Origin of the sequence: Staphylococcus kloosii (assembly GCF_032139365.1) — a bacterium.
Classification (GTDB): domain Bacteria; phylum Bacillota; class Bacilli; order Staphylococcales; family Staphylococcaceae; genus Staphylococcus; species Staphylococcus kloosii_A.
This window is the reverse complement of the sequence record NZ_JAVTDB010000044.1, coordinates 51,361-66,454: the sequence shown is the minus strand read 5'-3', so window position 1 is coordinate 66,454 and position 15,094 is coordinate 51,361. Positions and strand designations below refer to the sequence as shown.

General features: G+C 33.2%; 11 protein-coding genes, 1 riboswitch and 1 other annotated feature (1 of these 13 cut by a window edge). All 11 genes read right to left on the bottom strand.

From position 1 onward, the window contains the following. Positions 1-94, bottom strand: a sequence feature (ribosomal protein L20 leader region) (it extends 33 nt beyond the left edge of the window). Between the two features lie 60 nt (positions 95-154). The 11 genes from RPL90_RS05320 to RPL90_RS05270 all read right to left on the bottom strand — a co-directional run bounded on the left by RPL90_RS05320 (position 155) and on the right by RPL90_RS05270 (position 15,092). After that, positions 155-1,645 (bottom strand): amino acid permease, encoded by a 1,491-nt coding sequence (locus tag RPL90_RS05320; protein ID WP_313546386.1) that lies wholly within the window; start codon positions 1,643-1,645, stop codon positions 155-157. A gap of 146 nt (positions 1,646-1,791) precedes the next feature. Continuing rightward, positions 1,792-1,965, bottom strand: a riboswitch (Lysine riboswitch). 71 nt (positions 1,966-2,036) lie between these two features. After that, entirely contained in the window at positions 2,037-3,974 is a 1,938-nt protein-coding gene (thrS, locus tag RPL90_RS05315; protein WP_313546384.1) for a threonine--tRNA ligase, read from the bottom strand. A 329-nt stretch (positions 3,975-4,303) separates the two neighbouring features. Next, positions 4,304-5,224, bottom strand: coding sequence for a primosomal protein DnaI (gene dnaI, locus RPL90_RS05310; protein ID WP_313546381.1), 921 nt, complete (start codon positions 5,222-5,224; stop codon positions 4,304-4,306). Then, positions 5,224-6,603, bottom strand: coding sequence for a replication initiation and membrane attachment family protein (locus RPL90_RS05305; protein ID WP_313546378.1), 1,380 nt, complete (start codon positions 6,601-6,603; stop codon positions 5,224-5,226). Before RPL90_RS05305 ends, dnaI begins: the two co-directional genes overlap by 1 nt. Beyond that, positions 6,603-7,073, bottom strand: a complete 471-nt coding sequence (gene nrdR / locus RPL90_RS05300) for a transcriptional regulator NrdR (RefSeq protein WP_048793470.1) — start codon at positions 7,071-7,073, stop codon at positions 6,603-6,605. Before nrdR ends, RPL90_RS05305 begins: the two co-directional genes overlap by 1 nt. Before the next feature lie 177 nt (positions 7,074-7,250). Beyond that, complete coding sequence (gene gap, locus RPL90_RS05295) at positions 7,251-8,276, bottom strand: type I glyceraldehyde-3-phosphate dehydrogenase (RefSeq protein WP_313546373.1); 1,026 nt, start codon at positions 8,274-8,276, stop codon at positions 7,251-7,253. Between the two features lie 134 nt (positions 8,277-8,410). Then, on the bottom strand, positions 8,411-9,025 hold the full coding sequence (gene coaE, locus RPL90_RS05290; protein WP_313546370.1) for a dephospho-CoA kinase: 615 nt from the start codon (positions 9,023-9,025) through the stop codon (positions 8,411-8,413). 16 nt (positions 9,026-9,041) lie between these two features. Beyond that, the gene (mutM, locus tag RPL90_RS05285; protein ID WP_313546367.1) at positions 9,042-9,914 is read right to left on the bottom strand and encodes a bifunctional DNA-formamidopyrimidine glycosylase/DNA-(apurinic or apyrimidinic site) lyase; all 873 of its coding nucleotides are present in this window, start codon (positions 9,912-9,914) and stop codon (positions 9,042-9,044) included. A 15-nt stretch (positions 9,915-9,929) separates the two neighbouring features. Next, entirely contained in the window at positions 9,930-12,560 is a 2,631-nt protein-coding gene (gene polA / locus RPL90_RS05280) for a DNA polymerase I (protein ID WP_313546364.1), read from the bottom strand. Positions 12,561-12,684: 124 nt separating this feature from the next. Then, positions 12,685-14,382 (bottom strand): two-component system histidine kinase PnpS, encoded by a 1,698-nt coding sequence (gene pnpS, locus RPL90_RS05275; protein WP_313546361.1) that lies wholly within the window; start codon positions 14,380-14,382, stop codon positions 12,685-12,687. Further along, positions 14,382-15,092, bottom strand: coding sequence for a response regulator transcription factor (locus RPL90_RS05270; protein WP_313546358.1), 711 nt, complete (start codon positions 15,090-15,092; stop codon positions 14,382-14,384). Before RPL90_RS05270 ends, pnpS begins: the two co-directional genes overlap by 1 nt. Positions 15,093-15,094: the final 2 nt, after the last annotated feature.

Below are 15,094 nucleotides of genomic sequence, written 5' to 3'. Positions count from 1 at the left end.
GCTCTGCTTTACACATGTTTACTACATGTATTATTGACCTGCCAACTGCCTTCGCGTCGCTACAGGTGAGAAGCGGGAGCTTCTACTTGGTTCGTTTCGTATTCAACGTTATTTATCATAGCAACGATTAGGGCATAAGTCAACCGTTATTTAATTATTTATGTGTTTTTATTTCTTCCATATCAACATCTTGTCTAAGATCCACTTTTTCTAATGGAATGATCTTAGTTTTGTAACGTAATTTATGGTAGATAAAAAATGCTAAAAATACTGGGATTCCCATATAAGTAATCACAAAACGATTAAGATTGAAATGTCCTGTTTGGATAAAATCGACATCTTGGCCAATAATTACGATAACACATAATATGCCGGCAAAAATCGGCCCAAACGGGAATAGTTTTGCTTTATATTTTAATATAGCTTTATCGTAGTGTTGTTTATCAAAAGCTTTTCTGAAGCGATAGTGACTTATTGCAATACCAACCCATGCGATAAATCCTGTCATACCACTTGCAGCTACGATGTATTCGTACGCATCGCCACTTATATGTTGTAACGCAAAGATCAAAATTACTATAAGCGCAGTGACTAATAGTGATAAATAAGGTACCCCACTTTTATTAGTCTTAGCAAAAATTGGAAAGGCTAATTTATCTTTACTCATAGAATACAGCATACGCGTTGATGCATACATACCTGAGTTACCTGCTGACAATACCGAAGTTAAAATAACAGCATTCATAAATGATGCAGCAAACGCTAAACCTGCGTTTTTAAATACAAGTGTAAATGGAGACGTTGCAACGTCACTTTCTCCACCCATTAAGGCTGGACTATTATATGGAATAAGCATACCAATCACGAAAATTGCTAAAATATAAAATAGTAAGATACGCCAAAACACTTGTTTGATAGCTTTAGGTACTGCACGTTCTGGGTTTTCTGATTCTCCTGCAGTGATACCTATCAACTCTGTTCCTTGGAATGAGAAACCAGCAACTAAAAATACACCAAGTATAGTTAACAAGCTGCCGCCTAACCCATGACCTAAGATTGGTCCTTGTCCTGCTGTAAACGTATCAAATCCTACAAATTTTCCACCCATGATACCTACAATTGTTAATAAGCCAATAATAATAAAGATTATGACTGTAACAACTTTAATTAATGCAAACCAATATTCGCTTTCACCATAAACACGTACTGATAATGCATTTAATGCAAAGATAATGATTAAGAAAATACTGCTCCATATCCATGCTGGTAATGATTGTAATGGCGTCCAATATTCAATAACTTGCGCCGCTATCGTTACATCGGCCGCAACTGTAATGACCCAGTTGAACCAATAGTTCCAACCTAATGCAAATCCTAAAGAAGGATCCACGAATCGCGTAGCGTATGTACTGAATGAACCCGATACAGGTAAATACGTTGCCATTTCCCCTAACGATGTCATTAGGAAAAATACCATTGCTCCGATAATTGCATAAGCTAATAACGCACCTAATGCACCGGCATCATGGATAGCACCGCCTGATGTCATAAATAAACCAGTACCGATACAGCCACCTATCGCAATCATTGAAATATGGCGGTCTTTTAGTCCTCTTTTAACCCCATCATGTTGATTTTTTTCCATAGTAGCTTCCTTTCTGTCTTGCTTAGAGGTTTACTATTGAAAGAAACAAATTAAAAATTTCTTATAGTAAATGTCAACCTATGTAAATTTATAGAAAATAAAAATGGTTGCATACCTTCCGATATGCAACCGCTGTGTTATCAATCATACTAGGTAGCACATCACATATGTGACAGTCCAGCATCTTATCGATGACTGACCCAACACGCAATAATAATGGTTATTGTGTGTTTCGGCATTTTTACCTTTTGCTGTTTCAATCTAGGCTCCATTAAGCCATTGAAAAGTTACTGATTAAAAATGCAACCTCTAACTCAAAGTTTATTTAAATTTTAGTTATTCACTGTTTCACTAATCATCAATATACATGAATAATTGATTTGTTTCAACACTATCTTTGCTTTTTCAAACGAATCTCGTCTACTAAATTCCAAATAAAGTCTTCTTTTTCAACAGTCTCTTGATCTTGTGAACCATATTTACGTACATTAACTTCGTTATTTTCCATTTCCTTATCACCTACAACGAGCTGATAAGGAATCTTTTGCATTTGGGCCTCACGTATCTTATAACCCATTTTTTCGTTACGATCATCAATTTCTACTCTTACACCTTGAGATTTCAACTCATCTTGTAAATTTCGAGCATAATCATAATGTAAATCAACATTTACTGGAATGATTTCAACTTGCATTGGTGCTAACCATGTTGGGAACGCACCTTTAGTTTCTTCAGTTAAGAAGGCAACAAATCTTTCCATTGTTGATACGACACCTCTATGGATCACAACTGGACGATGTTGTTCGCCATCATTACCAATATAAGTTAAATCAAATTTTTGAGGAAGTAAGAAATCTAATTGCGCAGTACTTAAAGTTTCTTCTTTGCCCATTGCAGTTTGTACTTGTACATCAAGTTTTGGACCGTAGAATGCCGCTTCGCCAATTGCTTCGACATAATCTAATCCTAACTCGTCTACTGCTTCTTTTAGCATGCTTTCCGCTTTTATCCACATATCGTCGTCATCGTAATATTTTTCTTTGTCTTCAGGGTCTCTGTAACTTAATCTAAAGTTATAATTTTCAAAACCAAAATCTTCATATACATCTATGATTAAATTAACGACGCGTTTAAACTCTTCTTTAATTTGATCAGGTCGCACGAAAATATGCGCATCATTTAAAGTCATACCACGTACACGTTGTAATCCTGAAACTGCGCCACTAGCTTCATAACGATGCATTGTACCTAATTCAGCAATACGAATTGGTAATTCACGGTAAGAATGAGGTTTATTCGCATAAATCATCATATGATGAGGACAATTCATCGGTCTTAATACCATTTCTTCTTGTTCATCTAATTTCATTGTTGGGAACATGTCGTCATTGTAGTGATCCCAGTGACCAGACTTTTTATATAAGTCAGTGTTTGCCATTACTGGTGTATAAACATGGTCATAACCCATACTCACTTCTTTATCAACAATGTAACGTTCGATTTCACGGCGAATTGTAGCACCATTAGGTAACCATAATGGTAGTCCAGCACCTACAAGTTGATTATTCGCAAATAACTCTAAATCTTTACCAATACGTCTATGGTCACGTTCTTTACGTTCTTCTAACATTTTCAAATGTGCTTTTAAATCTTTTTTGTCAAAGAAGGCAGTACCATAAATACGTTGTAACATTTTATTGTTACTGTCTCCTCGCCAATAGGCACCTGCTGTTGATAACAATTTGAATTCTTTAATTTTTGAAGTAGACGGTACATGTACACCACGGCATAAATCAGTAAATTCGCCTTGTGAATATAAAGTAACGTTTTCATTTGTTGGTATTGCATCAATTAACTCTAATTTATAAGGGTCATCACTAAAGAATGCTTTTGCTTCATCACGTGAAACTACTTTACGCTCAATTTTGTGATTTTCATCAACAATTTGCTTCATAGTTTTTTCAATTTTTTCAAAATCATCAGATGAAATTGATTCTTCCATATCGAAGTCATAATAAAAACCACCTTCGATAACTGGCCCTACGCCAAATTTAACATCTCCATATAAGCGTTTTAGTGCTTGTGCCATTAAATGAGCTGTTGAGTGTCTTAACACTTCTAACGCCTCTTCACTACCTGGAGTTACGATTTCAATAGCTCCATCTGATTCTAATGGTCTAGTTAAATCTACTAATTTATCATTAAATTTACCTGCAACTGCTTTTTTACGTAAACCGGGACTAATAGATTGTGCAATTTCTTCTGTAGTAGTCCCTTTATCAAATTCCTTTGTATTTCCATCTGGGAATTGAATATTAATTTGTTCCATAGTTAAAACCCTCCTATTTTGAACTCACTCTGCATAAAACGAAATAAAAAACCCCGTCCCCTAAAAAGGGACGAGGTCTTCGTGGTACCACCCTAAATTATATATTAGACATTTTATACAATCGCCTAATATAAACTCTACTTAAGATAACGGTCTTGAGCCGAGTGTTCATTACAAACACTGTACTTGAGGGAGTAATAAAATTATTATAATAGTCATATTCTCATCAACTAATGACTTTCTGGATATCAGTGAATAAATTATCATGTCCTCAATTTATTTCGCTTTAATTTAGATTTGAATTTATTATACAACATTTATTTAATTTTTCAAACATCACGATAATTTTTCCCTTCTAAATAATAAGGTGTCGATAATGTTTTAATACGTTCTAAAATTCGTGCAGCTTTCGTTTTTTCAGTACCGTCACGTGTCACAGATAAATGGTGTTCCAATTCTTTGAAATTTAAATTCGAACTAAAGAATGTCGGTAATTCATGCACCATTCTATAATGTAAAATAGGTCCAATAACTTCATCTCTAACCCATGGTGTGATTTCTTCTGCACCGATGTCATCAAGCATCAAAATATTCGCTTCACGTACTGTTGCTAATTTAGATTCAAAACTACCATCTTTAAACCCGCTTTTTAAAGTACGTATGAATTCCGGTAAGTAAATAATCGTAGATGGTATTTTTTTAGTCTTTAGCTGATTAGCTATGGCACCTAAAATAAATGATTTACCTGTACCAAACTGACCATATAAGTATAGACCTTTAACATTCGTTTTGTCATGTGCTATATCATTACAAATTTCATCTGCTTTCATTGCTGCTTCTAGTCTTTTACCATCCATATGGATATCTTTTAATTTAGCATTCAATGTATCACGTTGCATATGATGGGAGGTAATTAAATGCGCATTAAATTTCTCTTCATCGTGTTTAACCTTACATGGACATTGTAAGTATTTAATTTTAATATGATGATGCTCAATATAAAGTTCTGGTACATGACCTTTTACAAAGTTTGGGCAATCTTCAAAACGATGACCGTCATAATGTTTTTGTTGATCTTTATATTCTTGTAGGACATTTAAATCTTCATCAATCATTGCATTAGTTAGTTCGGTTTGATGCTCTGTTAAAAATGCTTTAACGTCTTTATCATTGACTACATCTTGTTTTATTTTAGCAATGCGTTTCATTAAATCATTTGATTCGCCCATTATATTTTCAAAGCTTTTCATTAGTCATCATCCCCCCATCTTTCTTTTAAATGTTGTAAGAACGCGGCACGTTCTTGTTCATGCTCAGAATCATTTGTTGCCGTAGTTTTATTGTCTGGTTGATTTTGTTCGTCATTGTCCGTGCTATCTCTTTCTAATAGCCATTTCGGTGTCATTTCTTTTGAGACTAAATTTGCTCTTGGCTGTTTGAAACTACGTTGAGATTTTTGTTGTTGTTCTTCTTCGTTTATTTTCTTAGCAAATGGTTCTGCTTCTTGCGCAGTTTTTAATCCTTTACGTTTCCAATGTGCCGCAATCGTTAGCGTATACTTTTTTGGCAAACGCATATCTCGTTTTAACATAACAAATTGCAACAATATATTAATTACTCCGAATGGTAGCTGTTCTCTTTCGACCAACTCTTCAACTAATTTCTTTTCGTCTAAACTAATTTCAGAGCCTTTCCATGCAGTTAACATTTCAATTGGACTAACACGATTCAGTTGCTCTAGGCGGTCTTCTTCTGTAGTTTGACCATTGCCTTCAGGCTGAGGTATGCTTTGATGTTTTAATTGTAATGATGGCAAACTTTGTTCGTGTTCCATTTGGTAATAAGTACGTGCATATCTACGCATGTCTTCAAACGATAATTGTTGTGCACTCGTGATTGATTTTAAAATTACGCTTTTCATAGCTTCTGGTGTTAAGCCATATAAAGTAGCAAGTTGCGTAATTAAAGCTTTAGCATCAGCGTTAATAATTTCTGTACTTATAAAATGGGATTGCAATAAGTCATAAAGCGCCTCAAAATCGAAGTCAACCTTAGCTAAATTTAAACCTTCATAAGTTTTTTCACGTTTAATGTTTGAAACATCATTGTGAAACTGCTTATTAGGTACTGAAAACACATCGGTAAACTTACGTGTTATTTCTTGATAATTGCTAAGGTTCAACGCAGTAGTTGCCTCAAAATGAGCTTTTAGTTGATGATAACGTTCTTTGCCTACTGCAGTAAATAAAAATATCGACAACATAGGATCGCTAAAAAACTGATACGCCGTTGGTGGTTGGATAAGTTTGTAGACAAAAGATGAAGTATTACTATCATGGTGTACATAACTTTTAACTAAGCCTATAGCCTCCAGTGCATCCATTTGAGTTCTAAATTCGCTTAAATTGATTTGTAATTCACTCATTACAACATAATGTGTGGTTACTATTTCAGCTTTTTGTGTTACAAATTGCTCTAAATAGTAATAAAGTCCCATTGCATTGGGACCTACTAATGGAGTGAATAGTCTATTTAATATATCTAAATGTTGTTCATTAATGGAAAAATCGCGGATAACATTAAAGCTATCTTGAGGTCTCAATCCAAAATCCGAAGATTGTAAACCCATTATGAATCACTCCGTTTATTTTCTGATAATATACCTTGCATCGATTGTAATAATTGGTCTACATCTTTAAATTCTTTATAGACTGATGCAAAGCGCACGTACGATACTTGGTCTACATGCATTAATAAATTCATGACATATTCCCCAATGTCTCTTGAAGAGATTTCAGCACGCCCTTCATCTCTAAGACGCCATTCGACTTTATTAGTAATTTCTTCTAATTGTTCATATCTCACTGGTCTTTTTTCGCATGAACGAACTAAACCATTTAAAATTTTTTCGCTTAAAAATTGTTCGCGTGTACCATCTTTTTTAACTACGATTAATGGCCTTTTTTCAATATGTTCAAATGTTGTGAATCTGGTATTACAAACTTCACATTCTCTACGACGGCGAATCGCGTTAACTTCATCAGCGTGACGAGAATCTACGACACGTGAATGCGTTGAATTACATTTTGGACATTTCATTGTGCTATCACCCTCTTCAGTTGATTCGAATTTATTATACTATAAATAACTTGACGACAAAAGAATGATGTCATAGTTAACAGTACATTACTATTATTTGCGAAATACAATGTATTATAACAAAAAAATGTCAGAATCTATATTCTGACATTTTTTATAGTAAGCGTTTTATCTAATTTAACTAATGAGCACGTCCGCTTCAGCATTTAATAATTGTCCTAATTGTGCAGCTACTTCAACGACTCTATTTGAATAGCCCCATTCATTATCATACCATGCAATCAACTTCACTTTGTTGTCGCCCATAACCATAGTACTTTGTGTATCAATGATGGCTGAATATGGGTTCGTATTAAAGTCTACAGAAACTAGCGGTGCGTCCTCTGTAGCTAAAACGCTTTGTAAATCATTTTCTTTAAATGCACTATTTACTTCTTCTGCCGTTACATTTTGTTCTAAGTCAACGACTAAATCAACCAGTGATACATTTTTTGTTGGAACTCTTAGTGCCATACCATGGAGCTTACCATCTAATTCAGGTAAAACTTCTCGTAATGCTTTTGCTGCACCAGTAGAAGTTGGTATTATACTTTCGCTACATGAACGCGCACGTCTTAAATCTTTATGAGGGTTATCAATATTATTTTGATCGTTAGTAATTGAATGTACAGTTGTCATTAATCCGTTAACAATACCAAATTTATCATTTAATACTTTGGCAACTGGTCCAATACAGTTAGTTGTACAAGAAGCATTACTAAATATGTCATACTTATTAATATCTAAGCTATTATTATTAACACCTTTTACGACCATTTGTACGTCGCCGCCTTTAGATGGTCCTGTAAGTAATACTTTTTTAGCCCCAGCATTAATATGGCCTACTGCTTTATCTCCATGATTGAATTTACCAGTAGCTTCTATAACGATATCGATATTAAGTGATTGCCACGGTAAATTCTCAGGATTTCTATCTGATACTAATTTAATTTCATGGTCTGCTAATTTAATACCATTTTCAGTCGGCTCAACTTTTAAATCGTATGTACCATGCGTAGTATCATAATTAATTAAATGAGCTATAGTTTCTGGTGAATAACTAGCGTTGATTGCTACCACGTTTAAATCCTCATTTTTAAGTGCGATACGTAAAGCCATTCGCCCAATTCTACCCATTCCATTAATTGCTATATTAGTCGTCATCGAAAGCACCTCTCAAATTTGTGTTATACTTTATAGGGATTAGTATAACATATTAATTAAAAAATGAAAGCGTTTGCTTAAAAAAATAAAAATTACCATTAGCGTTTCTAAACAAAACGCTAATGGCGAATATATTAAAGATGCTCAGCTTCATCAATATAGCCTTGTTCTATTAATAAGCTTTCTAAATTTTGCTTTAAATCAAGCTTAGAATCTCTATTATCGATGACAAGATCTGCCATTCTTCGTTTTTTATCGATAGATATTTGACTTAGAACACGTGCTTTTGCATCTTCAAGTGATAAATTATTTCGTTCCATTAATCGGTCAATTTGGATACTTTCTGAGGTATAAACTAACCACACTTCGTCAACAGTATCTTGTAATTCATTTTCAAATAATAATGGAATATCCATAATTACGTTATATCCTTGGTTAAGGTACGCATTCTTTTCATTTTCCATAATATCATGGACGATTGGATGTACAATTTCATTTAGTGCTAATCGCTTTTCCGGTTGGTTAAACACAATATTACCAACATAAGCGCGATCCATTTCTCCATTTTCGTCAATAGCATCATCACCAAAAGCCGCTTTAACTTTTGCTAATCCTTCACTACCTTTTTCGACTGCTTTTCTTGAAGCAACATCTGCATCTACAACTTTGAAACCATGTACAGATAAAACTTCTGATACTGTAGATTTACCGGTTGCAATTCCACCGGTAAGTCCTATTACTTTTGGCATAAATTTCACTCTTCCTTTATTTTTGACAAGTAGGACAGTAATGACTGTTACGCGTCGCAATAACTTGTGTTTCTATATCACTGCCACATACTTTGCATGTTTTTTGTTTATATACATTGAGGTGTAATTGCATTGTTCCTGTCTTACCATCAGCATGTCGATAATCAGAAACACTTGTCCCGCCATATTTTATACCCTCGGATAACACTTCACGAACATAACAAAATAACATTTCTCTTTCTTGATTATTTAAACTATGTGTCGTTCTATTAGGATGGATGCCAGCTCTAAATAACGCTTCGCAAGCATATATATTACCACACCCTGCTATTACTCTATGATCTAAAATCATTTGCTTAATGGGTTTCTTCATATAACTTTTGCGGTCATACCATGACAGATAATGATTTAATGCTTCATCCTCAAAAGGTTCTGGAGCTATTTCTAAGAACGATGGATAAGCTTCTAAGGAAGGCACATTTCTAATTTCTCCAAATCTTCTAATATCAGAATAAACCAGTAACATATCATTATCCAATGTGAAAATGACGTGCCAGTGATTACGATAATTTTTAACAGTAATATCATCTAAAGTTCTAACTATAAAGAAACCGCCTGCCATACCTAAATGACTTATTAAAATTCTATGTTCGCTGTCTTTAACTAAATGAAAGACGATGTATTTGCTCCGTCTTTCGATTTGTTCTATAACAAAATGTTGTGTGAACGTTTTAAAAGTGTCTAGCGACATGCCTTTAATTATTGTTTCTCGACCATCACCTTTACCTTCTTTTACTTTATCAGAAAAGATAACAGAGGTTATCGTTTGTCCTTTTGCATATGGCTCAATGCCTCTTTTAACATGTTCAACTTCTGGTAGTTCTGGCATGATAATCCAACTTTCTTATTTTGCATCGTACCAAGTATCACCATAGTTACATTCAACTAATAGTGGTACGTCTAAAGGTAATGCATTATCCATAATATTTTCTATAAATTCACTAAAATCATCGACTTCATCTTTAGGTACTTCGAAAATTAATTCATCGTGTACTTGAAGTAATAATTTTACATTGAACGATTCATTTTTAACTGCCTTATCAAAATTCACCATCGCAAGTTTAATAATATCAGCTGCACTACCTTGAATAGGCGTATTCATAGCAGTACGTTCAGCGAAGCTACGCAAATTAAAATTACGACTTGTGATGTCTGGAATATAACGACGTCGATGCATTAGCGTTTCAACAAACCCTTGTGCTTTTGCATCTTTAACAATATCAGTCATATATTGTTTTACGCCAGGAAAGCTATCTAAATAATCATCAATAAATTGTTTTGCTTGTTTACGTATTATACCTAGGTTTTGACTTAATCCATAATCACTAATGCCATATACAATCCCAAAGTTTACCGCTTTTGCTTGTCTACGCATTAAACTATCAACTTCATCACCACTTACACCAAACACTTTAACAGCCGTTGCAGTATGAATATCTTCATTATTTTTGAAGGCTTGAATCATACTGTCATCTTGTGTAATGTGCGCCAATACACGTAATTCAATTTGAGAATAATCGGCTGAAAAGATAACAGTATCTTTATCAGAAGATTTAAATGCTTTTCTAATTTTACGTCCTTCTTCAAGGCGTACAGGAATATTTTGTAAATTAGGGTCTATTGACGAAAGTCTACCTGTCTGAGCTAATGTTTGGTTAAATCTTGAATGTATTCTATTATCATTACTAATTACTTTTTGAAGACCTTCAACATAAGTCGATTGTAACTTAGATAATTGACGATATTCTAAAATATAATCAATGATTGGATGTTCACCTTGTAATTGTTCTAATACATCAACTGCAGTAGAATAACCAGTCTTTGTCTTTTTAATAACAGGCAATTTTAATGTTTCGAATAAGACAACGCCTAATTGTTTTGGAGAATTAATATTAAATTCTTCACCAGCCGAATCATATATATTGGCGATTAATTTATCCAATTTGTTTTGTATTTCAATTTCCATCTCTTTTAATTCACTAGCTTCAGTATAAATACCAGTTTCTTCCATTTTGCTTAAAATTTTAGCTAATGGTAATTCTAGTTCTTTTAATAGTTCAACTTGATTATATTCTTCTAGTTGCGCTTCCATTTTAGTTGTTGCATTGTGAATGGCATGAACAATATTGACTACGTAGTCGTTTAACACTTCATTTTCTGGAATTTGGCGTTTTTTTCCTTTTCCAAACACACTGACATTTGTTTTTAAATAAGTTTGTCCATAATAACTAACAACAGAGTGAACATCGTCGATAGTTCTTGATGGGTCAATAATATAGCTAGCTAACATAGCATCGAAAACAATTTCATTAATATCAATATTTAATCTATGTGCAGCTACATAAGTTTTCTTAGCATCATAGACAATCTTTTGTGTTTCACTACTTTCTAACCATTGTATCAATTCTTTATGTTCACTTATGTTTTGTGCATCGATAACGACATGATGATTACCGTCAAAAAGTCCGAATTTTAAAATTTGATCTTTTAAATAATTCGTATCTTCTAATTCAAAATGAATAGTAGCTTGTTTTAAATTAGCAAAATCTATGTTGGCAAAATCTTGTTCCACAGTTAATTCAAGCGCCTCTTCATTCTCGCTTGTGCCGTCTACATTTAATTGATCTAAAAGTTGTTTAAACTCTAGTTTTTTAAACAAGTCAATTTTTTCTGTTTCATCATTATTCGATGGCATTTCAGTATCTTTTAACGATACTGCTATCGGACTATCACGATTAATCGTAGCAAGTTGTTTACTCATCAATGCATCGTCTTTACTATTTTCTAATTTTTCTTTTAATTTTTTACCAGAAACGCTATCGATGTTGTCATAAACATTTTCTACAGTTTGAAATTCATTTAATAATTTGATGGCTGTTTTTTCGCCTACGCCAGCTACACCAGGAATATTATCGGAAGCATCACCCATTAGACCTTTCATATCAATAATTTGGGCAGGCGTTAAACCGTTATATTTTTCCGCGATAAATTCAGGCGTATAGTGATCTACATCTGTAACCCCTTTTTTAGTATAATATATCGTTACATTATCACTAGCTAATTGCGTTAAGTCACGATCACCAGTAACAATAATTGTTTCATACCCAGCTGAATGTGCTTCTTTACTCAACGTACCTATTATATCATCAGCTTCATAATTCTCTAATTCGTATCTTTTAATGCCATATGCATCTAATAATTGACGTACGTATGGTAATTGCTCACTTAATTCTGGAGGCGTTTTTTGTCGGCCACCTTTATATTCACTATAAGTGTCATGTCGAAAAGTTGTTTTACCCGCGTCAAATGCTACTAAAAAGTTCGTAGGTTGTTCTTCTTTAATTATTTTTTCTAATAACATCGCAAAACCATATACCGCATTTGTATGGATACCTGCTTTGTTTTGCAATAACGGTAATGCATAAAATGCTCTAAAGCTTAAACTATTACCATCTATTAAAATTAATTTATTCACTTTGTTAACCTCCAGAACTAATTTAGTTATTATTTTATCATAATCTATCATTATACCGTACTTTTTACGCTAAATTTAATGAGCAAAAAAGCTCCTACAATTACTATAAATTGTAGGAACTTTGTTATAAGGTATCATCAAAAAATATAACTTTGAATGTAGAACCTTCGTTAGGTTTAGACGAAACACTAATACGTCCTTTATGCGCTTCTACTATATGTTTGGCAATTGATAAACCTAAACCAGTGCCACCAGATTCTCTACTTCTAGCTTTATCAACTCTATAAAATCGTTCGAAGATATGTTGTTGATCTTCTTCTTTTATGCCGATACCAAAATCTTTTACAACTAATATTGACTTTTGTTTTTCTTCATACACTTCAACAATAATTTCGCTATTTTCCGGTGAATAATTAATCGCGTTAGAAACTAAGTTAATAACGACTTGCGAAATTTTATCTTCATTTGCTTCAATAAAAACATTTGAATTAAGGCTTGCATTTATTGTTATTGCTTTCTTTTCTGCAATGGTTTGTAGACTATCGATATTATTTTGCACAATTTTAGCAAAGTTAAGTCTCGTTGTTTCAATTTCACTTTGCTGTTCAACATGAGATAAATCTAATAAATCGAAAACAAGTGTCTCTATGCGCTCAGACTCTTTCAATATAATATCTAAAAAAGCATTTAATGACTGTGGATCGTCTTTAGCTCCATCTATTAATGTTTCTGCAAATCCTTTAATAGAAGTTATAGGCGTTTTTAATTCATGTGAAACGTTAGCAACAAACTCTCTTCTTAAATTTTCTAATTTTTTCAGGTTTGTTATGTCGTGTAAAACGATCACCATACCATATAAATTCTTTTTAGATTTCGATAAAATCGGTACACATGCCGTATCAAAATATTTTTCATGCACTTGACTCATCTTTAATTTCAACTGGTGATAAAGTGCCTTTTCCATTTTAAAAGCGTCCGTAATTAATGCTTGAATGTCAGCATCTAATATTTCTATATAACTATGATGTTCCACCGCAATATCAGGCGTGAACACCTCGTAATAAGTTTCATTAGCTATGACAATTTCACCATATTTATCAATCATTAAAATCGAACTCGGTATATTTTCCAAAGTTGTTTTTAAGCGATTAGATTGTAACTTTTGCTGGTTATTTAAACGTTGTAATCTTCTTGCTAATTCATTTGTAGTCACAAATAGTTCTTTTGTTTCCTTTACGTTACTCTCTGGAACTCTGACATGATAATACCCTTCTGCTAGTAATTGCGTTGCATAAGTTACGTCTTTTATCGGCATAATATATGTACGGTTAATCATTCTAACTACTAAAAACATAACTAGTAGCACGACAATACCTGTTAATAACAAGTAATACCATATCTTCATTTGTAAATTATGTAAGTGATTGTTAACGCCGCTAATAATTATAGTGTGGTTATTAGTAGTAGTTTCATATGTATAGCGATGCTGTTTTTTATATTTATCATAGCGCAATGATGTGTCAGCCGTCATTTTTGAAATAGAGAAATTTATTGGTACCTTTGTAGTATATGAATATGCTTTTTCACCTTTTTGTTTAATCTGAATTGATAATTGCTCATTTTTAATTAACTTAGCTATTTCATTTTTCTTGTTTTGATTTAACAAATTCACGAAATGCGTCGCTTTATGATCAAGGGTTTGTTGTTGATTTTGTACTACTGTAGTGTAAATCACATGTGTAACAATAAATCCTAAGGCGAGAAAACTTACGATTGTTATTGTACATAAAATAATTAATAACCGCTGATGAAATTTCAACATTAAACTTTGGGTCTCTCTAATTTGTAACCTAATCCGCGAACAGTTTTAATAAGTTTTGGCTGTTTAGGATTGTCTTCTAATTTATCTCTTAAATGACTGATATGTACATCAACAATTCGAGAATCACCAGCAAATTCGTAATTCCATACTGAATTCAACATGTGTTCACGTGTAATTACTCTACCTTGTCTGTCAATTAAATATAATAATAATTCAAATTCTTTAGGCGTTAATTCTAACAACTCTCCATTACGGTAAACTTCAAAAAAGTCAGGTCTTATTTTAATTGAACCAATATGAATATCCTCAGAGCTATCTATATTTTCACTCAACTCTGTTATCATAGCAGAGCGTCTCAATATTGCTTTAACGCGTGCAACAACTTCTCTCGGCGAAAATGGTTTCGTCATATAATCATCTGCGCCTAATTCTAATCCTAATACGCGATCAAATTCGTCATCTTTTGCAGTCAACATTAAGATTGGCACTAAATTTTTATCTGCTCGAATTTGTTTACACACCTCAATACCGTCTTTTTTAGGTAACATAACATCTAATACAACTACTTCAGGTTTTACTGCATCGACTTTTGCCAATGCTTCTTCACCATCATAGGCTACTTCTATATTGTAACCAGCTTGTTCTAAATTATATTTAAGCAACGTTACAATTGATTGTTCGTCATCAACTACAAGTACTGTTTGAGACATAG

What these genes read in the sequence shown, in the direction of transcription:
- RPL90_RS05320 (WP_313546386.1), bottom strand. Translation starts at nt 1,645, where the DNA reads ATGGAAAAAAATCAACATGATGGGGTTAAAAGAGGACTAAAAGACCGC.
- thrS (WP_313546384.1), bottom strand. Translation starts at nt 3,974, where the DNA reads ATGGAACAAATTAATATTCAATTCCCAGATGGAAATACAAAGGAATTT.
- dnaI (WP_313546381.1), bottom strand. Translation starts at nt 5,224, where the DNA reads ATGAAAAGCTTTGAAAATATAATGGGCGAATCAAATGATTTAATGAAA.
- RPL90_RS05305 (WP_313546378.1), bottom strand. Translation starts at nt 6,603, where the DNA reads ATGGGTTTACAATCTTCGGATTTTGGATTGAGACCTCAAGATAGCTTT.
- nrdR (WP_048793470.1), bottom strand. Translation starts at nt 7,073, where the DNA reads ATGAAATGTCCAAAATGTAATTCAACGCATTCACGTGTCGTAGATTCT.
- gap (WP_313546373.1), bottom strand. Translation starts at nt 8,276, where the DNA reads ATGACGACTAATATAGCAATTAATGGAATGGGTAGAATTGGGCGAATG.
- coaE (WP_313546370.1), bottom strand. Translation starts at nt 9,025, where the DNA reads ATGCCAAAAGTAATAGGACTTACCGGTGGAATTGCAACCGGTAAATCT.
- mutM (WP_313546367.1), bottom strand. Translation starts at nt 9,914, where the DNA reads ATGCCAGAACTACCAGAAGTTGAACATGTTAAAAGAGGCATTGAGCCA.
- pnpS (WP_313546361.1), bottom strand. Translation starts at nt 14,382, where the DNA reads ATGTTGAAATTTCATCAGCGGTTATTAATTATTTTATGTACAATAACA.
- RPL90_RS05270 (WP_313546358.1), bottom strand. Translation starts at nt 15,092, where the DNA reads ATGTCTCAAACAGTACTTGTAGTTGATGACGAACAATCAATTGTAACG.